General features: G+C 56.7%; 24 protein-coding genes. 11 read left to right on the forward strand and 13 right to left on the reverse strand.

What is annotated here, in order from left to right:
• The first annotated feature begins 3 nt into the window (after positions 1-3).
• Genes tagF through LB453_RS13580 form a run of 5 tightly spaced genes read left to right on the forward strand, consistent with a single transcriptional unit; the run spans position 4 to position 5,097 of the window.
• Entirely contained in the window at positions 4-702 is a 699-nt protein-coding gene (tagF, locus tag LB453_RS13560; protein ID WP_103797529.1) for a type VI secretion system-associated protein TagF, read from the forward strand.
• 36 nt (positions 703-738) lie between these two features.
• Positions 739-1,866, forward strand: a complete 1,128-nt coding sequence (tagH, locus tag LB453_RS13565) for a type VI secretion system-associated FHA domain protein TagH (protein ID WP_103797528.1) — start codon at positions 739-741, stop codon at positions 1,864-1,866.
• Positions 1,863-2,639, forward strand: a complete 777-nt coding sequence (locus LB453_RS13570; protein WP_103797527.1) for a PP2C family protein-serine/threonine phosphatase — start codon at positions 1,863-1,865, stop codon at positions 2,637-2,639. The genes tagH and LB453_RS13570 overlap by 4 nt, the downstream gene beginning before the upstream one ends.
• 14 nt (positions 2,640-2,653) lie before the next feature.
• Positions 2,654-3,607: a hypothetical protein gene (locus tag LB453_RS13575; RefSeq protein WP_103797526.1), complete on the forward strand. Its 954-nt coding sequence runs from the start codon at positions 2,654-2,656 to the stop codon at positions 3,605-3,607.
• A gap of 44 nt (positions 3,608-3,651) precedes the next feature.
• Positions 3,652-5,097: a serine/threonine protein kinase gene (locus LB453_RS13580; RefSeq protein ID WP_103797525.1), complete on the forward strand. Its 1,446-nt coding sequence runs from the start codon at positions 3,652-3,654 to the stop codon at positions 5,095-5,097.
• A gap of 43 nt (positions 5,098-5,140) precedes the next feature.
• Here LB453_RS13580 and LB453_RS13585 read toward each other — a convergent pair whose 3' ends face one another.
• Positions 5,141-5,818 carry a gamma-glutamylcyclotransferase gene (locus LB453_RS13585; RefSeq protein WP_103797524.1) on the reverse strand — a complete coding sequence of 226 codons (678 nt, stop codon included), beginning with the start codon at positions 5,816-5,818 and terminating at the stop codon, positions 5,141-5,143.
• 190 nt (positions 5,819-6,008) lie between these two features.
• Positions 6,009-6,239 carry a putative cation transport regulator ChaB gene (gene chaB / locus LB453_RS13590; RefSeq protein ID WP_103797523.1) on the reverse strand — a complete coding sequence of 77 codons (231 nt, stop codon included), beginning with the start codon at positions 6,237-6,239 and terminating at the stop codon, positions 6,009-6,011.
• A gap of 370 nt (positions 6,240-6,609) precedes the next feature.
• On the opposite strand from chaB, the gene chaA reads away from it, so the two are divergent.
• On the forward strand, positions 6,610-7,701 hold the full coding sequence (gene chaA, locus LB453_RS13595; RefSeq protein WP_103797522.1) for a sodium-potassium/proton antiporter ChaA: 1,092 nt from the start codon (positions 6,610-6,612) through the stop codon (positions 7,699-7,701).
• A 113-nt stretch (positions 7,702-7,814) separates the two neighbouring features.
• Here the strand turns inward: chaA and kdsA are convergent, their stop codons facing one another.
• The 6 genes from kdsA to hemA are packed head-to-tail and all read right to left on the reverse strand — an operon-like array spanning position 7,815 to position 13,128.
• Positions 7,815-8,669 carry a 3-deoxy-8-phosphooctulonate synthase gene (kdsA, locus tag LB453_RS13600; protein WP_103797521.1) on the reverse strand — a complete coding sequence of 285 codons (855 nt, stop codon included), beginning with the start codon at positions 8,667-8,669 and terminating at the stop codon, positions 7,815-7,817.
• A 26-nt stretch (positions 8,670-8,695) separates the two neighbouring features.
• Positions 8,696-9,505, reverse strand: coding sequence for an invasion regulator SirB1 (gene sirB1 / locus LB453_RS13605; protein ID WP_103797520.1), 810 nt, complete (start codon positions 9,503-9,505; stop codon positions 8,696-8,698).
• A complete protein-coding gene (locus tag LB453_RS13610) occupies positions 9,502-9,900 on the reverse strand; it encodes a SirB2 family protein (protein WP_103797519.1) in 399 nt (132 codons plus the stop codon). The genes sirB1 and LB453_RS13610 overlap by 4 nt, the downstream gene beginning before the upstream one ends.
• 12 nt (positions 9,901-9,912) lie before the next feature.
• Positions 9,913-10,746, reverse strand: coding sequence for a peptide chain release factor N(5)-glutamine methyltransferase (gene prmC, locus LB453_RS13615; protein ID WP_103797518.1), 834 nt, complete (start codon positions 10,744-10,746; stop codon positions 9,913-9,915).
• Positions 10,746-11,828, reverse strand: coding sequence for a peptide chain release factor 1 (prfA, locus tag LB453_RS13620; protein WP_103797517.1), 1,083 nt, complete (start codon positions 11,826-11,828; stop codon positions 10,746-10,748). Before prfA ends, prmC begins: the two co-directional genes overlap by 1 nt.
• A gap of 43 nt (positions 11,829-11,871) precedes the next feature.
• On the reverse strand, positions 11,872-13,128 hold the full coding sequence (gene hemA, locus LB453_RS13625) for a glutamyl-tRNA reductase (RefSeq protein ID WP_103797516.1): 1,257 nt from the start codon (positions 13,126-13,128) through the stop codon (positions 11,872-11,874).
• Between the two features lie 216 nt (positions 13,129-13,344).
• Here hemA and lolB point away from each other — a divergent pair, with 216 nt between their 5' ends.
• From lolB to prs, 3 genes are all read left to right on the forward strand, one after another.
• Positions 13,345-13,968, forward strand: coding sequence for a lipoprotein insertase outer membrane protein LolB (gene lolB, locus LB453_RS13630; RefSeq protein ID WP_103797515.1), 624 nt, complete (start codon positions 13,345-13,347; stop codon positions 13,966-13,968).
• On the forward strand, positions 13,965-14,822 hold the full coding sequence (gene ispE / locus LB453_RS13635; protein WP_103797514.1) for a 4-(cytidine 5'-diphospho)-2-C-methyl-D-erythritol kinase: 858 nt from the start codon (positions 13,965-13,967) through the stop codon (positions 14,820-14,822). The genes lolB and ispE overlap by 4 nt, the downstream gene beginning before the upstream one ends.
• A 137-nt stretch (positions 14,823-14,959) precedes the next feature.
• Positions 14,960-15,907 (forward strand): ribose-phosphate diphosphokinase, encoded by a 948-nt coding sequence (gene prs / locus LB453_RS13640; protein WP_006118899.1) that lies wholly within the window; start codon positions 14,960-14,962, stop codon positions 15,905-15,907.
• Positions 15,908-15,967: 60 nt separating this feature from the next.
• Here the strand turns inward: prs and ychH are convergent, their stop codons facing one another.
• Positions 15,968-16,237 carry a stress-induced protein YchH gene (ychH, locus tag LB453_RS13645; protein WP_103797513.1) on the reverse strand — a complete coding sequence of 90 codons (270 nt, stop codon included), beginning with the start codon at positions 16,235-16,237 and terminating at the stop codon, positions 15,968-15,970.
• Between the two features lie 263 nt (positions 16,238-16,500).
• Here ychH and pth point away from each other — a divergent pair, with 263 nt between their 5' ends.
• Both pth and ychF read left to right on the forward strand, forming a co-directional pair.
• Complete coding sequence (pth, locus tag LB453_RS13650) at positions 16,501-17,088, forward strand: aminoacyl-tRNA hydrolase (protein WP_033747682.1); 588 nt, start codon at positions 16,501-16,503, stop codon at positions 17,086-17,088.
• 103 nt (positions 17,089-17,191) lie between these two features.
• Positions 17,192-18,283 carry a redox-regulated ATPase YchF gene (gene ychF, locus LB453_RS13655; protein ID WP_033789708.1) on the forward strand — a complete coding sequence of 364 codons (1,092 nt, stop codon included), beginning with the start codon at positions 17,192-17,194 and terminating at the stop codon, positions 18,281-18,283.
• A 605-nt stretch (positions 18,284-18,888) separates the two neighbouring features.
• On the opposite strand, the gene LB453_RS13660 is transcribed toward ychF, so the two are convergent.
• From LB453_RS13660 to LB453_RS13675, 4 genes are all read right to left on the reverse strand, one after another.
• The gene (locus LB453_RS13660) at positions 18,889-19,908 is read right to left on the reverse strand and encodes a hypothetical protein (protein ID WP_103797512.1); all 1,020 of its coding nucleotides are present in this window, start codon (positions 19,906-19,908) and stop codon (positions 18,889-18,891) included.
• A gap of 399 nt (positions 19,909-20,307) precedes the next feature.
• Positions 20,308-20,658, reverse strand: coding sequence for a hypothetical protein (locus LB453_RS13665; protein ID WP_224481440.1), 351 nt, complete (start codon positions 20,656-20,658; stop codon positions 20,308-20,310).
• 442 nt (positions 20,659-21,100) lie between these two features.
• A complete protein-coding gene (locus LB453_RS13670; RefSeq protein WP_103797511.1) occupies positions 21,101-21,415 on the reverse strand; it encodes a hypothetical protein in 315 nt (104 codons plus the stop codon).
• A gap of 86 nt (positions 21,416-21,501) precedes the next feature.
• Positions 21,502-22,650 carry a PD-(D/E)XK nuclease family protein gene (locus LB453_RS13675; protein WP_103797510.1) on the reverse strand — a complete coding sequence of 383 codons (1,149 nt, stop codon included), beginning with the start codon at positions 22,648-22,650 and terminating at the stop codon, positions 21,502-21,504.
• Positions 22,651-22,655: the final 5 nt, after the last annotated feature.

Raw genomic sequence — 22,655 nt, forward strand, 5'->3', positions numbered from 1 at the left:
AGTATGGCTGCGATCGTCGCCCCCGGCTGGTACGGGAAGCTCCCTTCAACCGGCGATTTTCTGCGCCACCGGTTGAGCGAGAAACATATCGCGCCCTGGACCCACTGGTTTCAGCAAGGGCTGATGCACTGGCACAATCAGGAGCAGGCGGCCACCAGCTGGTTTTTACGGGCGCCGGTGTGGAACTTCGTTCTGCCGATCACGCCGGGCGTGCAGCAGGTGCAGATGGGCTGCCTGATGCCCTCTTGCGATCGCGTGGGCCGCGCCTGGCCGCTGCTGGCCCTGCGCACCTTCCCGCTCAGCCAGTGGCATCCGGCGCAGCTCGCAATTTCCGGCGACTGGTTTCAGGATTTAGGCGCCACGCTCTACCAGGCGGTGCAGGTTCAAATCCCCCCGGCGCAGCTGGAGCAGCAGATGCAGGCGCTGCCGCCGCTGCTGGTGCCGGAGAAGCAGCGTTCCGATATTATGGATGTTATCGGCTTCAGCGACCTGCCCTGTACGCTGAGCTGGCGCGAGGTGGCGGACCGCTTCGATCCCCAGCAGCATATCAGCTACTGGTGGACCAACCGCTGCGACGGCTTCGCTCATGCGACCCACAAGCACAGCGGCAACCTGACGGCGCAACTGTTTTTACTTCTTTTTAACCCGGCGGCAGGTACTCAGCCGGGACGTAACGGCCTCTATCCGCCAATGTTCGAATAACGGCCTTGCGTTTGCCCATCAGACACGGGATGACTCATGCAATTTACCATTGTGCAGTGCAATACGGATGTTCCGGTAAAAACCGTGGCGTTTCAGCCGCCCGGCGGCACCATCGGCCGTAGCCAGGATAACGATCTGGTGCTGCCGGACGAATCGCGCGCCATTTCGCGTTTGCAGGCGGTGGTGCACCTTTCCGCCGACGGGGAGTGCCGCCTCACCAGCCAGGGCAGCGTAACCGCAGTGGTACACAACGGCGTCGCGCTGGAGCGGGGAATGCAGGTGCAGCTGCGCCATGGCGACGCGCTGCAGATTGGCGAATACCAGCTTGCCGTAGAGGATCCGGCGCGTGCCGACGCGGCGAAAGATGACCCGCTGGCGCTGTTTGTCAGCGAGCTGCAGCTGGAGGGGGATCCGCTGGGCATGCTTGAGGTCGAACCGGCGGGAAGCGTCCTCTCCGCGCCCCCTCCGCTGTCGCGCCACAGCGACGCACGGCTGGCGATCGATCCGCAGCAGAGCGAGTCGCCGCGTGCGACGGGCGTCGCGATGCAGGATCAGGAGAAGCTGATCGCCGCGCTGCTGGAGGGCATGGGGCTGAACAACGGGCACGCCACGCCGATTGATGAAGAGCAGATGCGCGTCACGGGACGGATGCTGAGCCTCTTCTCACAGGGCACCGTGGCGCTGCTGTCGTCGCGCCAGATCCTCAAGCGCGGCGTCAAGGCGGACATGACGATGATCCTCAACGAGGCGAACAACCCCTTTAAGATCCTCCCCTCTGGCAAAACCGTGCTGATGCAGATGTATCAGAGCCAGATGCCCGGCTTTATGCCGCCGGAGCAGGCGGTGCGCGACGCGCTGGTGGATCTGCAGGCGCATCAGCTCGGCATGATCGCCGGCATTCGCGCCATTATCGCCGCCATGCTGCAGTCGTTTAACCCGCAGCGCCTGGAAGAGCAGGCGCGCAGCGAGGGCGTACTGCCTAAACTCCCCTTCTCCGTCGCCCGAAAAGCCGCGCTCTGGGACTATTTTACGCGTAGCTATCAGCGCACCGCCGGCGAGATTGAAGATGACTTCCACACCCTGTTCGGCGAAGCCTTTCTGCACGCTTATGATGTGGAAGTGAACCAGTATAAAGATTCGCAGACCCGGACGGACGACGCATGAAGATTGTATTTGCCAGCCGCTGCCAGCAGGGGCTGCGCGATGAGAACCAGGACCGCACCGGCGCGGAGATCACCGACGAGAAGGCCTGCTTTGTGGTCTGCGACGGCGTGGCGGGCCTCGCCGGCGGCGATCGCGCCGCGCAGCTGGTGCGCGACACCCTGCTGGCCGATCTGCGCGACCAGCCGCGACTCACGCCGGAGAACACGCACGCAGCGATTGAGCGCTGCCGCGCGGCGCTGCGCGAGGCGCAGGCGCAGCAGCCCGGCTTCGCCCGCATGAGCACCACGCTGGCGGCCTTGTTTATCGATCGCCCGCAGCGGCGCGCCTGGTGGGCGCACGCCGGTGACAGCCGGGTATATCACTTTCGCCACGGCACGCTGTTCGACGTCACGCGCGATCACAGTCTGGCGCAGCAGTTGAAGGATGCGGGCTATGAAAATACCGGCATTAACAGTAATTTACTCTATAATGCGCTCGGCGCGGATCCGGCGCGTCCGGTGACCTTCTCCGCCGAGCTGGCGCTGGAAGATGGTGACGCCTTTCTGGTCTGCACCGACGGATTCTGGCTGAACCTGACGGCCAGAGAGATGGAGCAGGCGCTGCGCATGGTGAACGCCTGCGAAGAGTGGCTGGCGCTGATGGAAAAAGCGGTCAGCCGCAGCGTGAAAAAGGATAATCTCAGCGCGCTCTCTGTGTGGATCGGCGAACCTCAGGACGCCACGTTGCTTTATTCTGCGGCGGATTCGGCACGTTTTCTGCCGCCCCGCGACTGATATCAAGGATCCTTATGAAATTGTGGTTGTCCGGCATTGCGACCTTGCTTATCGCTTTCAGCGCGCAGGCCGAAGATTATCGCGTGGTTTACTCCCCCAGCCTGGCGCTGGAGGTCTTTATCGACGGCGTGAAAAGCAAAGCCCCCGACGACTGGTGCAGAGAGTCGCTGCCGCTGCGCATCGTGTCGGGCAAAAGCACCGATTCCGCCGTGCTGACCACCTTTCTGCCGCGCGTCGGCACGCTGCTGGCGAACCAGTGCGGCACGCTGGATGAGCTGCCCTGGCAGATGACCAACAAAGAGGGCGGCGTGCTGGCCAGCGGCAGCGCCAGCAAGCTGCAAAACTGGCGGCCGATTGTGATGGCTGACGCCACCGCCAGCGCCAGCGCCGCTAACGCCGCGCCGCTCGACCTGTCGCGTCCGGCCAGTAACGCGCCGCTACAGCATTTTGATCTGCCTGGCGGCTGCCGCTTCCGCACCTCGTGGGACGCCGACGGCGCGTCGCTGTTTATTCCCGATGTTGCGCAGGCGAAGTGTCCGCACGACGGCTGGCTGGAAGGTAAAAGCGAGTTAGTGCTGGCCAGCATGGGCAAAAGCACACCTCTGCCGGTGACGTTCTATCAGGGCTACCCCATTGCGAATCTGCTGATTACCGGCAACTCGCTGCAGGTGGTGGCCGCAAATAAAGAGCGCATGATCGTGACGCGCGCCGATGCCGCGGAGAGCTGGCTGGTGCTGCCTTTCGACGAGGCGACCCACGTCTGGCGCTTTAACGGCGCCCTGCTGGTGAAAATGGACAAGAATACGGCGCAGCAGGATCCGGACGCCGTGAAATCGCGGGTGGAAACGTTGCGTGGTCTTTGGGGACCGCAGTTTATGCCACAGCAAAAAGTGAATGTGTTACTGATCGACACCCTGCACGCCGATCTGGTTGATCCGGCGATAGGTGCGTGGCGTAACATCAATTAATTACAGCGCAGCCTGGCTGCCAGGCGGTGTTCAGAGAGTTCACTATGTCGGCAAATGATAATCAAAAAGCGGTGCCCAACGCGCTCCCTGCGGGATACCGTTTTAACGAGTTTGAAATCAAGGAAGTGATTGGCGGCGGCGGGTTTGGCATCGTTTATCGCGCCTGGGATCATCAGCTTGAACGCACCATCGCCATTAAAGAGTATATGCCGGTGTCGCTGGCGGTACGCGCAGAAGATCTGTCGCTGGAGCTGCGCGGCGAACGCTATCAAAAGCTGTTTAACGCCGGCCTGACCAGCTTTATGCAGGAGGCGCGTCTGCTGGCGCGCTTCAACCATCCCGGCCTGCTGCACGTGCTGCGCTTCTGGGAACAGAACGGCACCGCCTATATGGGCACGCTCTACTACCCCGGCATGACGCTGAAAGAGTGGCAGCAGACCAGCCCCGAGGCGGTGAGCGAAGCCTGGATCCGCCGCCTGCTGCCGCCGCTGTTTGGCGCCATCAACACTATCCATCAGGCGGGCTATTTGCATCGCGATATTTCGCTGGATAATATTCAGATTCAGGAAAACCAGCTGCCGGTACTGCTCGACTTCGGCTCGGCGCGCAAAGAGATCGGCAACCTGTCGGATGAAACCGAGATTATGCTCAAGCCGGGCTTCGCACCGATTGAGCAGTACAGCGAAGAGGGTGAAAACGAACAGGGGCCGTGGACCGATATTTATGCGCTCGGCGCGGTGCTGCACAGCCTGATCACCGGCAATGCGCCGCCGGTAAGCGTGGTGCGCTGCATCGAGGATAACTACCAGCCGCTGGTCGAGCGCCAGCCGCCCGGCTATTCGCTGCCGCTGCTGCACGCGGTGGACTGCGCGCTGGCAATGAAGCCCGCCGATCGTCCGCAGTCAATTGACGCCTTTGCGGCGCTGATCGACCTGCCCGTCAGCGACGTGGAGGCGGTGGTCAACAGCCTGCAGCCTGCGCCGGAGCCGCCGGTCGCAGCACCTGCGCCTGCGCCCGTGGTCGAGGAGGAGGAGACGGTAACGCCCGCGCCGGTGGTGATGGCGGTCAATCACGCCTCGGCCAGCGTTGAGCCGGTGACGCCGCGCAACGTGCGCCGCCTCTCGCCGGGGTTGATCGCCCTGGCGGCCGCGGCGCTGCTGGCGGTTGTGGTGGTGGCCTGGCTGGCTAACCGTCACGACGCCGCGCCGGAAAACGCCTCACCCGCCGTGGCGGAGAATCCTGTAGTGAACAGCGCGCCGCAGGCCACTGCGCCCGCCGCGCTGGCGACGGTCTACCTCAAGCTGGAGCGCGACGCCAGTGTGGTGCTTAACGGTCAGCCGGTAGAGGTGAAAACCGGCAGCAACGGGTTCGCCACGCTCAATCTGGCCGCGGGTCAGTATCGTATCGAAGTGCATTCAGGTACCAGCATGCGCGCGCAGTCGCTGGTGATTGACAAGCCAGGCACCTGGCTGCTGAATCCGGGAAATTAATGGGTTTTCGCGGCGTGGATCGTCACGCCGCCAGCCTTGATGTTTATCCCTGCGCGCAGCGCACGCCCGCCTGCAGCGCGCGCACCTGATGCGCCAGGCGACTCAGACTCTCCTCTTCCATCCCGCGCTTCGCCAGCTCCTGCTCAAGGGAAAAGAGATACTGCGCGTTGCTGCCCAGCGGCCCGCTCGCCGCCGCAATCAGCGGCGCGATCGCCTCGGGACAGGAGTCCGACTCATAGAGCGGATGGCGCGGATCCATAATAAAGGCCAGCGCGGTGACGCTGCGCCCATCCTCCAGCGTTAATTCGCACCAGGTTGGCAGATAGCAGCCGGTGATCATTTCGCGCTTCCACAGCAGCTCCAGCTCTTCATGCAGGCGCGTCTCCGGCAGGCGAAACGCCAGACCGCTGGTTGACCCGCCCTCTTTCAGCGCCAGCATACGGCCAGGATGGGACGAGGTGCCGCGCCCGGCGATCAGGCGCAGGCAGAAGGCGCGATGCCAGCCCTCCAGCGTGCCGGAAGCGACCTCGTCCGCCTCAAAAACCGGGTTCCACATCAGCGATCCATAGCCAAAGACCCAGACCGGACTCTGGTCGGGGCGGCAGGCCAGCGTGGCCGCCAGCGACGCGGCGCGCTGCTCGCAGCTCCAGAGCAGGGACTCCTCAATATCGCCGAATGACGTTTTGCAGTCAGCTTTTAATAAAAATTCTCGGGTTAACAATGCGACCTCCTGACTTCTTTAACGTCCTGTCCGACGGGCTCCCTTATAAAATCGGCTGGCGGGCGGCATACTTGAGCCGCAACATTCACTGACAGTATGCATTTTCCACACCGCTTTCAAGGCCGCGCTCCGCTGAGAAATTAAAAAATCGCCGCGTCAGGCCAGCCCCGCTGGCCCGTTCTGCAGGTGGCTACTTTTTCGGATGCCACTTGTCGTCATCCCCTTTTTCATACTCTTTTTTCACCGCCGACCAGGCGACTTTGTGCGCTACCTCTTCCTGAGACTCATCGCCGCGGCGCTCATCTTTGTCTTTATACTGATCCCAGGCGCTGTTAAACGCCTTCTGATAGATCTCCTGCGCGTGGGGCGGCAGCACATGTTTTACGCTATCCGGCAGCGCTTCACGATTCTTGTAAGGCATTGCATTTCCTCCATTATGGGCCTGCTTTAAGCCTGGCGTATGGATAAAAAATTACAACCTTGCTATTCAGCCTCCCCTTTTGCACAAAACCGGCAAGGCGAATAAAAACAGGCCTTATCTCGCGATAAACAGGCGTTTAACCGCCGGATGAATGGGTAGCTGATGTGGCTAACACAATGAACAAGAAGATATAAAATCTGCTTGCTTGCACTTTTGGCGCTGTCGCGCATTAAATGATAAAAAGTAAAAACCGGTAAATTTTCCGTCGGATAAACGGTGAAAAGTTACACTGTCGGATGTAATAAAAGTTCTACTCTTTTGTGAGGCCCCGTTGGGCTTCGCCGACGCATTTCTCTGGAGAGGATGGTGAATGACTACGCATGAAAAAACACGTCACAAAGAGTTCTCGCTGATACTTCCCCTCGCCGCCCTGGGCGTGCTGTTTTTCTTCGGCGGACAAAACTCCCTGCCGGTGGTTATCGGCATCAACCTGCTGGCGCTGGTGGCGATCCTCAGCAGCGCCTTTAGCGTGGTGCGGCACGCCGACGTGCTGGCGCACCGGCTGGGCGAACCCTACGGCTCGCTGATCCTCAGCCTGTCAGTGGTGATTCTTGAGGTGAGCCTGATCTCGGCGCTGATGGCAACCGGCGACGCGGCGCCCGCGCTGATGCGCGACACGCTCTACTCTATCATTATGATTGTTACCGGCGGCCTGGTGGGCTTTTCGCTGCTGCTGGGCGGACGCAAATTCGCCACCCAGTATGTCAATCTTGCCGGGGTTAAGCAGTATCTGATCGCTATCTTTCCGCTGGCGATTCTGGTGCTGGTGTTCCCTAATGCGCTGCCGGGCGGCAATTTTACCCCCACCCAGGCGCTGCTGATCGCGGCAATTTCGGCGGCGATGTACGGCGTTTTTCTGCTGATCCAGACGCGCACCCACCAGAGCCTGTTTGTTTACGAACATGAAGATGACAGCGACGATGGCGACCCGCACCACGGCAAGCCCTCGGCGCACAGCAGCGTCTGGCACACCGTCTGGCTGCTTGTGCATCTGATTGCGGTGATCAGCGTCACCAAGATGAACGCTAACACGCTGGAGCATCTGCTGACGGAGTTTAATGCGCCTGCGCAGTTCACCGGCTTTCTGGTGGCGCTCTTGATCCTCTCGCCGGAAGGCCTGGGCGCCCTGAAGGCGGTGCTGATGAATCAGGTGCAGCGCGCCATGAATCTCTTTTTCGGCTCCGTGCTGGCGACCATCTCGCTGACCGTGCCTGCGGTGACCATTATCGCCACCCTGACCGATCAGCAGCTGGTCTTCGGCCTTGAGCCGCCGCAGATGGTGATGATGTCAGCGGCGCTGATTCTGTGTCATATCTCGTTTTCAACCGGGCGTACCAACGTGCTGAACGGCGCTGCACACCTGGCGATTTTTGCCGGCTATCTGATGACGATTATGCTGTGAATTAAAGGCTACAAAATCTAAAAGGCAAAGCGCCCCCGTCACGACCTGTCCGGCAGGCGAAAAAAAAGAGCGATCGAGGTCGCTCTTTTTTATTTCGCCCGCTAAGGCACCCGTTACTTGCTGGTATCCAGCTCCGGGAAGCTCTTCACCAGATCGTCAATCGCCTTCATCTGCACCAGGAACGGCTCCAGCTTATCCAGCGGCAGCGCGGAGGGGCCGTCACACTTAGCGTGATCCGGGTCCGGATGCGCTTCAATAAACAGACCGGCAATGCCGACCGCCATACCGGCGCGCGCCAGCTCGCCCACCTGGGCGCGACGACCGCCGGAAGCGGCGCCGAACGGATCGCGCGTCTGCAGCGCGTGGGTCACGTCGAAAATCACCGGGCTGTTGTTGCTGACTTTCTTCATCACGTTAAAGCCGAGCATATCAACAACCAGATTGTCATAGCCGAAGTTGCTGCCGCGATCGCACAGAATCACCTTATCGTTGCCGCCTTCAGCGAACTTATCCACGATATTGCCCATCTGGCCAGGGCTAACGAACTGCGGCTTCTTGACGTTGATCACCGCTCCGGTCTTCGCCATCGCTTCCACCAGGTCGGTCTGACGCGCCAGGAAGGCGGGCAGCTGAATAACGTCGACCACGTCGGCCACCGGCTGCGCCTGTGACGCCTCGTGCACGTCGGTAATGATCTTCACGCCGAACGCCTGCTTCAGCTCCTGGAAAATCTTCATGCCCTCTTCGAGGCCGGGACCGCGATAGGATTTAATGGAAGAGCGGTTCGCCTTGTCAAAAGAGGCCTTGAACACGTACGGAATGCCGAGCTTGTCGGTGATCCTGACGTAGTGTTCGCAAATACGCATGGCAAGATCGCGCGACTCCAGCACGTTCATGCCGCCAAACAGCACAAATGGCAGATCGTTAGCGACCTTGATATCACCAATAGTGACGACTTTCTGAGTCATGCCCTTTCCTTAATGGTGTGGTGCGCTTAGTGCAGCGTCACCTGTTTCTGTTCAATTGCGTGAATTTGTACTTTGATCATCTCGCTGACCGGATCCTCAGGACACTGCTCAACGAAATAGGTTAAATCGTTTAGCGCAATATGATCGCACTCCAGCTGCGCGTAGATCAAACCGCGGTCGCGGATCTCATAAGGGTCATCGGGATCGATCTGCAGCAGCACCTGGCTTACGCCCAGCGCCAGCTCCATCTGCTTCTCCTCCATCAGCGCCGCCTTCATGGTGTCGAGCATCTTGCGCATCACGCTAATGGTCTTCGCCTCTTCCAGATCGTCGTCGTAGAGCTTTGCCGTCGGGCTGATATTGCCCTTCAGCCACACTTCCAGCGTATGGGTATCCAGCGTCTCACCGTTAAACGGGTTAATCAGCCACATATCGCCATCGATCCAGTCGGCGCGCAAAATCAGCTGCGTAGGGAAAATAACCGGCATCAGCGGGATGTCGAGCGCCTGAGCGATATGCAGCAGGATCACGCCCAGCGACACCGCGGTGCCCTGACGCGTCTTGAGGACTTTATCGAGCCACAGCGCGTCGGAGAGGTTATAGACGCCGCTGGCGCCGCCGAAGCCCCACTGGCGATAGAAAAGCTCCAGCAGCTTCTCCAGCTGCATATCGGCGTCCTGTTCGCTACTCACGTAGCGGCGGGCTTCCGCCACCAGGGCCGCCAGCTGCTCCTGCACGGATGAGGCGGGAAAATCGGCGCGGATCGCGCGGGTGGCGCCAATCACCGCTTCACACAGCGGCGTCTGGCTAAAATCTAATTGTTCTGTGGAGGTCATACTATCCCCAATAACGGCATTTTGGTCACCGCCAGCTTAATCACTGTCACCAGCGCGACCAGCGCGACCAGGAAAGCGATCCAGCGGGTACGGCTGGTACGCGGGCGACGACTCAACGCCACGGAACCTAAGGCGATGTAGATAATAACGCCTAAAAGCTTCTCCGTCAGCCAGCTTCCTTGTGGCGAGAACGGGTAAAAGTGGGTGATCGTCACCAGCAGCACGCCGGTAAGCAGTAAAAAGGTGTCGTTAACGTGCGGCGCAATGCGCACCCAGCGGCGCTGCAGCAGCGCCGAGCCGCTGCGCAGCCAGTAGAAGCGCACGACGAAAAGCGCGATGCTGATAAACACCGTCAGCAGATGCAGTTGCTTGATAAGCGGGTAGAAAGCGGCCATGGAACGTCCTTTTTAAGAGGGAATGCGACCGAGCGTGACGCGCGGATTGCCGCCGTAGTCATTTACGGTCGCGACCTGAAGAAAACCTTGCTGCTGCATTAGCGCGCGCACTGCCGCATCCTGCTGCCAGCCATGCTCCAGCAGCAGCCAGCCGCCGGGCGCGAGCCACTGCGGCGCCTGAGCGATAAGCAGGCGCAGATCCGCCAGCCCCGCCTCATCGGCCACCAGCGCGCTGCGCGGCTCAAACCGCACGTCGCCCTGCGACAGATGCTGGTCGCACGCGTCGATATAGGGAGGATTGCTGACGATAAGGTCGAAGCGCCCGGCGGGCAGCGCGTCGAACCAGTGGCTCAGGAGGAAGGCGGCATTGGCAATCGCCAGCCGTTCGGCGTTGCTTTGCGCCAGCGCCACGGCGGCTTCGATGCGGTCGACGCCCAGCACCTCGCAGTCGGGACGCTCGCTCGCCAGCGCCAGCGCGATGGCGCCGGTGCCGGTACCGAGGTCGAGAATGCGCGACGGCGCGGCCGGCAGGCGCGCCAGCGCCTGTTCCACCAGCACTTCGGTGTCGGGGCGCGGGATGAGCGTCGCGTCGGAAACGCGCAGCGGCAGCGACCAGAACTCGCGTTCGCCGATAAGATGCGCCACCGGCTCGCCGCGCACGCGCCGCGCCAGCAGCGCGTCGAGGCGCGCCTGCTGCTCGGGCAGCAGTTCAGTCTCGCCGAACGCCACCAGCCAGCTGCGCGATTTGCCGGTGACATGCCCCAGCAGGATCTCCGCGTCGCGCTTCGGGCTATCCCCGCCCTGCAGGGCGGCGACAGCCTGTTTCAGCCACTCCTGAAACTCCATTACTCCTGGCCAGCCAGCGCGGCCAGCTGATCGGCCTGATATTCCTGCACGATCGGCTCAATCAGGCTGTCCAGCTTGCCTTCCATGGTTTCGTCAAGGCGGTAGATGGTCAGGTTGATGCGGTGATCGGTGACGCGCCCCTGCGGGAAGTTGTAGGTGCGAATACGATCGGAACGGTCGCCGCTGCCCAGCAGGTTGCGGCGCGTGCTCGCCTCCGCCTCCTGGCGTTTTGCCATCTCCGCGGCGCGGATGCGCGCGCCGAGTACCGCCAGCGCTTTGGCTTTGTTTTTGTGCTGCGAACGCTCATCCTGACACTCCACCACAATGCCGGTCGGCAGGTGGGTGATGCGGATGGCGGAGTCGGTGGTGTTGACGTGCTGACCGCCCGCGCCGGAGGAGCGGAAGGTATCGATTTTCAGGTCCGACGGATTGATCTCCGGCAGCTCCGCTTCCGGCACCTCCGGCATTACCGCCACGGTACAGGCGGACGTATGGATACGCCCCTGGGATTCGGTTTCCGGCACGCGCTGCACGCGGTGGCCGCCCGATTCGAACTTCAGACGGCCATAGGCGCCCTCGCCGGTGACGCGGGCGATCACCTCTTTATAGCCGCCATGCTCGCCCTCGTTGGCGCTGACGATCTCGACGCGCCAGCGGCGGCCTTCAGCGTAGCGGCTGTACATGCGGAACAGGTCGCCGGCGAAAATCGCCGCCTCGTCGCCGCCGGTGCCGGCGCGCACTTCGATAAAGCAGGCGCGTTCGTCGTCAGGATCTTTCGGCAGCAGCAACAGCTGCAGCTGCTGCTCCAGATGCTCACTCTGCTGGCGCGCCTGCTGCAGTTCTTCCTGCGCCATATCGCGCATTTCGGCATCGTCCAGCATCATCTGGGCGGTTTCGATATCTTCCTGCGTCTGCTGCCACGCGCGGAAACATTGGGTCACGTCGGTTAACTGCGCATATTCGCGCGAGAGCGCGCGGAAGCGGTCCTGATCGGCAATAACGCTGGCGTCGCCGAGCATCGCTTCCACTTCTTCGTGGCGCTCCTGCAGCGCTTCCAGTTTGGCAACAATAGAGGTTTTCATGTCGTGATGGGATTCTCGTCACAGAGGGCAACAGCCCGAAAGTCTACTCGAGACCGAGGCTGTCGCGAAGCAATTGCAGGCGTTCAGTGTCGCCGTCGCGGGCGGCCTGCTGCAGGGATTTGGTTGGTGCGTGAATTAAACGGTTGGTCAGCTTGTGCGCCAGCTCCTGCAGTACTTTCTGCGGATCGGCGCCCTGCTGCAGCGCGGCCAGCGCGCGCGATTCAAGATCGGCGCGTACGCTTTCCGCCTGAGAGCGGTATTCGCGAATGGTCTCGACCGCGCTCTGGGCGCGCAGCCAGGACATAAATTCGCTGCTCTCCTGCATCACGATGCTTTCGGCTTCGACGGCGGCGGCTTTGCGCTGCGCCATATTCTGCTCGATGATCGCCTGCAGGTCGTCGACGCTGTAGAGATAGGCGTTAGGCAACTTGCCCACTTCCGGCTCAACGTCGCGCGGCACGGCGATATCCACCAGCAGCACCGGCTTGTTGCGGCGCGCTTTCAGCGCGCGCTCCATCATTCCCTTGCCGATGATCGGCAGCGGGCTGGCGGTGGAGGAGATAACGATATCGGCGTCGGCCAGGCGCGCGTCGATGTCGGCCAGGCCGATCACTTCCGCGCCCACCTCTTCCGCCAGGCGCTCGGCGCGCTCGCGCGTGCGGTTGGCGATAAGCAGCTTCTGCACCTTATGCTCGCGCAGATGGCGCGCCACCAGCTCAATGGTTTCGCCCGCGCCGACCAGCAGCACATTGACCGTTGAAAGCGATTCAAAGATCTGGCGCGCCAGCGTACAGGCAGCAAAGGCGACCGACACTGCGCTGGCGCCGATTTCCGTCTCGGTGCGCACGCGTTTGGCGACCGAGAAGGTTTTCTGGAACATGCGCTCCAGTTCGCTGCTCAGCGCATGGCCGCGCTGCGAATCGGCGAAGGCTTTTTTCACCTGGCCGAGAATTTGCGGTTCGCCCAGCACCAGCGAGTCGAGACCGCTCGCGACGCGCATTAAATGGCTGACCGCTGCGTTGTCCTGATGCCAGTAAAGACTTTGACGCACGTCCTCTTCATTGAGATGGTGATAATCACACAGCCAGCGCACCAGACGCTCCTGCAGATCCGCCTGCTGTTCTACGCTAAGGTAGAGTTCAGTACGGTTACAGGTAGAGAGAACGACGCCGCTCTGCACCATTGGCTGGGAAAGCAGGCTGTCGAGCGCCTGTTCCAGCACGTCCGGCCCGAACGCAACGCGTTCGCGCAGCGCAACAGGTGCAGTTTTATGATTGATTCCGAGTGCGAGCAGCGTCATGGCGATAAAAGTTGGGATGTCCCAATAATGTCAGGGTTTTGTGATGCGCATTCTACAAGATGCGGCAGATCATGAAAAGCCATACAAAGGCTATGACAGTAATAAGATTAAACTGATCGTGCGCAATTTTGCGCTAATCAGCATTGACGGTTTATAAGCGGATCGCTAGCGTTATCCGTTACGAATTAAAAACGTGTCCGAGGAGATGACCACGTGATGACCTATTCACCACGCACTATGTTGCGCCTTTTGCCGCTGGCGAGCGTTCTGCTCACCGCCTGCGCCGTTAATCAACCTCAGGGCCCTGGCCCGAGCACGACCGCGCCGCAGTGGCAGCAGCATCAGCAGGAAGTGGCGAAAGTCACGCACTACCAGACACGCGGCGCCTTCGCCTATCTTTCCGACAAGCAGAAAGTCTACGCGCGCTTTAACTGGCAGCAGACCGCCCCGGACCGCTATCGCCTGCTGCTGACCAATCCGCTGGGCAGCACCGAGCTGCAGCTTGATGCCCAGGGCGACACCGTGCAGCTGGTGGACAACAAAGGCAAACGCTACGTCAGCAACGACGCGGAGAAGATGATCTCTCAGCTGACCGGCATGGATATTCCGCTCGCCAACCTGCGCCAGTGGATGATGGGCCTGCCGGGGGACGCCAGCGACTACCAGCTGAACAGCCGTTACCAGCTCAAGAGCCTGAACTACAGCAGCAACGGTCAGACGTGGCAGGTCACCATTCAGGATTACGACAGCAAAACCACCCCGCCGCTGCCGGCGAATCTGGAGCTGCGCGAAGGCGACCAGCGCATCAAACTGCGTATGGATAGCTGGACCCTGCAATGATCACCACCTGGCCCGCTCCGGCAAAGCTCAACCTGTTTCTCTATATCACCGGCCGTCGCGCAGACGGTTACCATAATCTGCAGACGCTGTTTCAGTTTCTCGACTACGGCGACAGCCTGCATATCACCCCGGACAGCAGCGGTCGCGTCAGCCTGACCACGCCGGTCGAGGGGGTTGCCCATGACGACAACCTGATCGTCCGCGCGGCGACGGCGCTGCGCCAGGCCGCGCAGGCGCAGAACCGACTGCCGGCCGACGCCGGCGCGCAGATCGCCATTGAGAAGCGGCTGCCGATGGGCGGCGGACTGGGCGGCGGCTCCTCCAACGCCGCCACCGTGCTGGTGGCGCTCAATCACCTGTGGGGCGTCGGTTTCTCTCTGGAAACCCTGGCGGAGCTGGGCATTAAGCTGGGTGCGGACGTGCCGGTGTTCGTCAGAGGTTTCGCCGCTTTTGCAGAGGGCGTCGGTGAGCAGCTACAGCCTGCCGATCCGGCGGAAAAGTGGTACCTGGTGGCGCATCCTGGCGTGAGCGTGCCAACGCCGCTGGTGTTTAACGATCCGCAACTTACGCGCGATACGCCGGTGCGTTCGCTGGCGGCGCTTTTATCGACACCTTTTCACAATGATTGTGAGGCAGTGGTAAGAAAACGTTTTCGCGAGGTTGATGAGCTTGTTTCCTGGCTGCTAGAATACGCGCCGTCGCGCCTGACTGGCACTGGCGCTTGCGTGTTTGCCGAATTTGACACCGAGTCAGCCGCTCGTCAGGTGCTGGAACTCGCCCCGAAATGGGTATGCGGATTTGTCGCGCGAGGCGTTAACGTCTCGCCTTTGCATCGCACCCTTTCCGGGCTGTAAGCGCATGTGTGACAGTGTCACCCCGTTCCAGACGCTGCACGCTGTGCATTAACACACCCGTATGAACATGCGTTGCGGTATGCGCCGGTTACCGTAACGCCGTTCATTCTCTGGACGCCAAGCCTGAGGTTCTTCTCGTGCCTGATATGAAGCTATTTGCTGGTAACGCCACCCCGGAACTAGCACAACGTATTGCCAACCGCCTTTACACCAGCCTCGGAGACGCCGCAGTGGGCCGTTTCAGCGATGGCGAAGTGAGTGTACAAATTAATGAAAATGTACGCGGTGGTGATATTTTCATCATCCAGTCCACCTGTGCTCCCACCAACGATAATCTGATGGAACTGGTTGTGATGGTCGACGCGCTGCGTCGAGCTTCTGCTGGTCGTATTACCGCGGTTATTCCCTATTTCGGCTATGCCCGTCAGGACCGCCGCGTGCGCTCCGCTCGCGTACCGATTACCGCTAAAGTGGTCGCGGATTTCCTTTCCAGCGTTGGCGTCGATCGCGTTCTGACGGTCGATCTTCACGCCGAGCAAATCCAGGGCTTCTTTGACGTCCCGGTTGATAACGTTTTCGGCAGCCCAATCCTGCTGGAAGATATGCTGCAAATTGGTCTGGAAAACCCGATTGTGGTTTCCCCGGACATCGGCGGCGTTGTGCGTGCCCGCGCCATCGCCAAACTGCTTAACGATACCGATATGGCTATCATCGATAAACGTCGTCCGCGCGCGAACGTTTCTCAGGTGATGCATATCATCGGCGACGTGGCAGGCCGCGACTGCGTGCTGGTCGACGATATGATCGACACCGGCGGCACGCTGTGCAAAGCGGCGGAAGCGCTGAAAGAGCGCGGCGCGAAACGCGTCTTCGCCTACGCTACTCACCCGATTTTCTCCGGCAACGCGGTTGAGAACCTGCGTAAATCGGTTATCGATCAGGTGATTGTCTGCGACACCATCCCGCTGTCTGAAGAGATGAAGTCGCTGCCGAACGTGCGTACCCTGACCCTGTCGGGCATGCTGGCTGAAGCGATCCGTCGCATCAGCAACGAAGAGTCTATCTCGGCGATGTTCGAGCACTAAGGATTCGCTAACTAAAAAACCGGGCCATGCGCCCGGTTTTTTTATGGCTGGAACAACAGGTTAGTGATGCGGCGTGCGGCGGCAGCGCTTGTCGTAGTGACGGTGCCAGAAGTAGCGGTCTTCGATCTTTTCGCGCCCGCTAACGCGCGCGCCGGCCAGCCACAACAGCGCGCCGATAAAGATACCGAGGATAGCGCCCTGCGCCAGCAGCGCCGGCATCTGAATGCTTGGCAGCTGGTTGAGCACTGAGAAGAAGATGCTGGAGACCATCACAATCAGCCCCACGATCATCAGGGCGTTTCCTGCGTGTCGACAATGTTGATGTTTCATAACTCACCTCTGTCCATATGAACAAGCCAAACAAACCGCACATAATGTTAACTTGTCATAAGTTTAGGCAATGACCTGCTTACAATTTGCGTCCAGGATCACAATCACTAATAAAGGCTGACCTAAATTTACGCGTAGCAGCTTGATTTAAAGAATAAAATAGTTAGTCACGCGACGTAATCACTCGCTTTTTGCGATGTTTGTTCTCTGCTCTGCCGCGAAGTACACTAACGCCTTTTCACCACCTGAGCAGGATAATCATCGTGAGCAGCATTAAACTGATTGTGGGCCTGGCCAATCCCGGCGCGGAGTACGCCGCTACGCGGCATAACGCGGGCGCCTGGTATCTCGATTTACTGGCGGAGCGTCATAATCAGTCGCTAAAGGAAGAGGCGAAATTCTTCGGCTATACCGCGCGTATCAGCCTGGCGGGCGAAGATGTGCGTCTGCTGGTGCCGACCACCTTTATGAACCTCAGCGGCAAGGCCGTGGCGGCGATGGCGACCTTTTTCCGCATCGCGCCGGAGGAGATTCTGGTGGCGCACGATGAGCTCGATCTGCCGCCTGGCGTCGCGAAATTTAAACAGGGCGGCGGGCATGGCGGCCATAACGGCCTGAAGGACATTATCAGCAAGCTGGGCAACAACAATAACTTTCACCGCCTGCGCATCGGCATCGGCCATCCGGGCGACCGTAATAAGGTGACGGGATTTGTGCTGGGCAAGCCGCCCGCCAGCGAGCAGAAGCTGATCGACGACGCGATTGATGAAGCAGCGCGCTGTACCGAAGTGTGGCTCAAGGAGGATCGCCTGAAGGCGATGAACCGGCTGCACGCGTTCAAGGCGAGCTAAACGCCCTGCCCGCGCGATTTCTGTGTATAATGCGCCAACTTTTTTTCGTTTCCGGCAATGCCTGCAGCAGGCGTTGCACCTCAAGTTAGAAGGGTAATCAACCATGGGATTCAAATGCGGTATCGTGGGCCTGCCGAACGTCGGTAAATCCACCCTGTTCAACGCGCTGACTAAAGCGGGCATCGAAGCGGCTAACTTCCCCTTCTGCACCATTGAGCCCAACACCGGCGTGGTGCCGATGCCGGATCCGCGCCTTGATCAGCTGGCGGAGATCGTCAAACCGCAGCGCCTGGTGCCGACCACCATGGAGTTTGTCGATATCGCAGGTCTGGTGAAAGGCGCGTCGAAAGGTGAAGGCCTGGGCAACCAGTTCCTGACCAATATCCGCGAAACCGAAGCGATCGGCCACGTGGTGCGCTGCTTCGAGAACGAGAATATCATTCACGTCGCGGGCAAAGTCGATCCGGCGGAAGATATCGACGTGATCAACACCGAGCTGGCGCTCTCCGATCTGGAAACCTGCGAGCGCGCCATTCAGCGCGTGCAGAAGAAAGCTAAAGGCGGCGACAAAGATGCGAAGGTCGAGCTGGCCGCGCTGGAGAAGTGCCTGCCCCATCTGGAAAACGCCGGTATGCTGCGCGCGCTGAAGCTGGACGCCGATGAGAAAGCGGCGATCCGCTATCTGAGCTTCCTGACGCTGAAGCCGACCATGTATATCGCCAACGTCAACGAAGACGGTTTCGAGAATAACCCGTACCTCGATCAGGTGCGCGCCATCGCCGAAGCGGAAGGCTCCGTCGTAGTGCCGGTCTGCGCCGCCGTTGAGTCAGATATCGCCGAGCTGGACGATGAAGATCGCGCCGAGTTTATGGCCGAGCTGGGTCTGGAAGAGCCGGGCCTGAACCGCGTGATCCGCGCTGGCTACGCCCTGCTGAACCTGCAGACCTACTTCACTGCAGGCGTGAAAGAAGTGCGCGCCTGGACTATCCCGGTTGGCGCCACCGCGCCACAGGCGGCAGGCAAGATCCATACTGACTTCGAGAAAGGCTTTATCCGCGCGCAGACCATCGCGTTTGAGGACTTTATCGCTTACAAGGGCGAGCAAGGCGCGAAAGAAGCGGGCAAGATGCGTTCAGAAGGTAAAGAGTACATTGTCAAAGATGGCGATGTGATGAACTTTTTGTTTAACGTCTAAATAAGTTTTGTTTTCGCATGAGGTGTCAGAGCACCTCATGAAGTTCAAAAAAAACCACAAAATCCACGCGCCTGCGTGGATTTTTTACTCCACATTATCTCATATGATCTCATGTAAAAGCAGTCTAAGATGAGTACAATTCGTTTCCATTATCATTTTAGGTGAGAACAATAACGGTCTAAGAAATAAACAAGGAGCCGCTATACTCACTGATATGCAATGCCGTAATGCCAGGCAGAAAAAAATTTTATGTTCGTCGGAATAACGTTTCTTCACAGTGATGCTCCCATGTTGCTAATGAAGACATTACTCACATCGCGGTGTATTAATCAACAGGGAGCAGGTCACATCTAAGATTACCAGAATGCTAGCATTACTTCTGTAGTATTTAGACTAGAGCTGTGCAATTAATTTTATTTTTCGATGAAAATGTGCGTTCCCCGTTCAGAGTGGATATAGCTAACAACTGTCTTTCATTTATTTCATGACCCGCCTGCAGACTATAAATTTTCCTGATACCCCTTACCGATGAACATTAATATCACTCCGTAGTTGATGCGAAAAAAAATAGAAGCTAAGTGGTTAACAGGCGAAAATGTTAATATTTAACCCTCCATATATAATGCTATCTGAGTCGTCATATCTTGATCCCTGTCAATATTGATCTTGTCATCAGTAAAATCCAGCACAAAGAAATGATGATTTTGCGGCGGGACAACTTTAGAGTAAAAACAGAAGTACTCATTGTTCATTTCATATTGTAAATTTACAGATATTTTTCTAATTTTTTTATTCTTCACTAAATCCATAAACATTTTATTTAAATCTGACTTTTTGCTTTCCTTGTCATCATCTTGAATTTTAGGGTCAAAGTAACGTATGAAACAGTTTTCAATGATTCTACCTTCATTATCAACTTCAATCTCATCCAGTTGAGAATTTGAAATATTAAACATCACATTGTAGTTATTATTCAGAGATATAACTCTTGGGTTGAATAAGCTAAAATAAACAAAAAAATCATTATCATCATTTGAAACACTATACAGCATCTTCGATAAGCCACGATGAATAAAATCAACAGGACGTTTATGCGGATTACGTGTATATCCTACGTAATGCACTTCCGTATGAATTCCTAAATCAATGTGATTTTCTTTCACGAAATCATGGACTGAAATCACAAATGAATTTCCATCTTCATGTTGAATGTAGAGAAACTTCTCAGTCACTCTAACATTTGGCATTATTTTTACTTCCCCATCCTGCGTAAACTTGCGAAAGAAATATTTTACCCGAAACTTTCGCTCTTCTTTGCCAATCAATAGAGTGAATACTATATTTTTTGTGAAAGGGTTATACCTAGGCTTCCTCTTAATTGAAAATCTCACTTTCTTTCTTGAACCTAAGAAATAAACAAATCTCTTTTCACAGTTTTCCCTCACATGTTTCTCGATGGCGACGAGATAGTTTTTTATTATCTTATTTGTTCTGATATCATCGGGAGGATTAATTATCATATCATACCAGATGCAATCGGTTTTTATGAGATCTATCCACCATGATTTATCGGATTGTGAATATGCCACATTAGATTTTATAAAATTAAAGTTTCCGCGAGTCATAAAACGCCTTATCACGTATAAAGTCACCCAACCATAGATTCAGTAGCAGACGGTTCGCATACTATTGCTTCCGTTTGTGCCCTAATATTTTCATAATTCATTAGTTGGCATCCCTACATCTTTAGTCTCACATGTATGCCATCAAGCCATCAGATCCCTTTCGACAGCCCAAAGGCAGAAAGGAGCATATCGAAGCTGCCGGTTAGCGCAGCAGGCTAAAAACCTGGTCTACAGGATGTCCGCAGATCGCTCAGAGCAGATGTTCCTTGTATCTGGCTATGTTGATCCCTGGGCAAGATTTCATCCCCCCTGATTTTATCAACCGGTGATGAGTCCCAGCTAACTAAATGGCCCTTCGATATTTTTTCTCTATTAACAGATATGGATGAGCCCAGTCAGTTACCTCTTCATATGAACAAACCCATCATGATCCAATGCGCAAATGGCCTTATGGCTGACAGCGTAACCATAAACCGCCCAACTTTCCAGACCCTGTAACATGTGCGACAAAAATTTTCGACGCATTAAATCCGACTTCCAGCGTTTACTAGTTGCCACATTTTTGTAGGTAATATTGGATAGTTGCCCTACTTCATTGGTTATATATTTATCGTAACGATTGGTTCTAGCTGTGCTCCTTAATGATCCAGCAATAAAGCCAAATCTCGCCGTAAAGGTTTCAGAAGATGTTTCTAGCGTTTCAGTACTTGTATAGCCTGCCTCTACCTCACCTAATTCACGGTTCAACAAGCGTCTTATGCTGGATTTAAGTAATAGGGTAACAAACATGGCATTGAATATGCAGGAAAACCTGAATTACCTCATCAGCTCTTCAGCAACAAGCAACACCCGGCAGATATAGCTCGTTTCCAGTACTACAAGGGACTTTGCGGAAATGCCAATACCCAACAGCCCATGCCGTATTATCACGAGCTGGCATCCCTAGATGTCATAATTGACGCCACGTGCCAAACACGCTCACCTAATGCAAGATGGCAGACTTTGTAAGCTAATACCAGTCTCAAAGAGCTTTATACGATTGCATGTAAGCCACCGTAACGGTGACTCTTTCACCAGCTCCGCACCTGTTTCAGCCAGTCGCGACAGGAAATTGAAAATGAATACTTTATTCTTCGTTGTGGGACTATCGTTATAGTAATCTAGTAATGCATCCAGATTGATTTCAAGCGGCTTAAAATTGTTCCAGCCCCCCTACTATCAACTTCCTGAAGGCAGCGTTAGGTATATCACGTTTAGACTTCTCATGTTTGGCACGCTGCCCATGACCTATGGCAATCTCAATCAGTTCATCAAATGAGTAACGTTTACGCTTGCTGAAAATGTCCGTCAAATAACGGTAGCAATCCTTACAGCTAAGGTATGCCTCGCTGTCGGTGCAAAATAATTTACGAAAAAATCGCTGAGAAACAACATATTCCCGGCATGAGCGCCGAGCATTGGAATAACCGATTAGTTTGATAATTCCCGCGCTTGCCAGCGCCTCCATTGCACGCTCATACGTCGGCCCACTTTCCTTGAATATGTCAAGACATTTCTCCCTAACCAACTCAAAGGTAAGCGTTTTCCCCAGATTTAATTCTTTCCTTCACTTTGCCAGTGAAACTGAAACGCCGATCTTCTCGTATCCTGCATGTTGATGACATAGAAGTTGCGGGGAAAATACTCTGTTGATGTCTCACTGAAGGTGTTTAATCCGTACAATGCAATTTTTTTTCCTGTTATTTCCGTTGGTTCTGGAATGGTGCTGGAAGGCACACGAAAGACCTTAACAACTGAATTATCGGGTAGCAGGATCTTCAGCGTAAGAAGATGATCGTCACTTTCCGCTTCAAGTAATTTTCCGCTGATATCGATTCCGCCATGCTGAAGATCAGAAAGAGACGGTTGCATCTGCTTGCGTAGCTTTTCTGTCCAAGCCGGGCACGAGCAACGGCAGGAACAATGGGAGCAGTACGTGCCAGGACAAGCCAGCTCATATACTGAAAGTGGGATATTCCGGGGCAAAAGTCGATTAATATTTTTGATAATCGTAGTGACCCGTTCAATCAGGTCTGTATCCAGTGTCCCTTCCCAGCTATCACGGCTCCCCGTCAGAACTAACCCAATGTTCATGTCAGGTGCTCGCTCTTTTAACATTATGCCATAGGCCGCGATCTGTAACAGGTTAGCTTCTTTCGGCTGGTTTTGTTCGTCTGTTACCTTTCCAGTTTTCAAATCAACTACGTTTAACCGATCGGGTCGCTCCTGATATATGAGGTCGGCCCGCCCATGCATATCGAAATCATTGCTGGTCAGCATAACCTCCCGGCCAACGGGTAATGTTTTTTCGTGTGCAGGAACCCCTTTTACGAAAACAGGCGGCAGAAGCGATCTGACGTAGCGGATCTGGGTAACAAGCATTTGGCGCGACACCAGCCCGGCAACGCCGTGACGGTCATATATCCAGTTTGCTACCGGCCCGGCGCGTCGATTGGCTGTCAGCGCGATTGTAAAATCATTTTCCAGTTGCCTGAGGGTATAATTCCCGAAAGCGGCCTCCCTGTGTATCACTGAATTGACGCGTTGATGTATTACCTGGCCCAGAATCACTCCCGGATGCAGCGGTAAACGAGCGTAAGAATGAGCTTCACTTTCCAGCAGGTATTTCGCCGGGCAAACGGCGAAATACCCCAACAGGGAAGGAAGCACCGGACGAGTACGCGATAGCGTCATTTCATTCATTGCAT

This window comes from Pantoea agglomerans (assembly GCF_020149765.1).
Classification (GTDB): domain Bacteria; phylum Pseudomonadota; class Gammaproteobacteria; order Enterobacterales; family Enterobacteriaceae; genus Pantoea; species Pantoea alvi.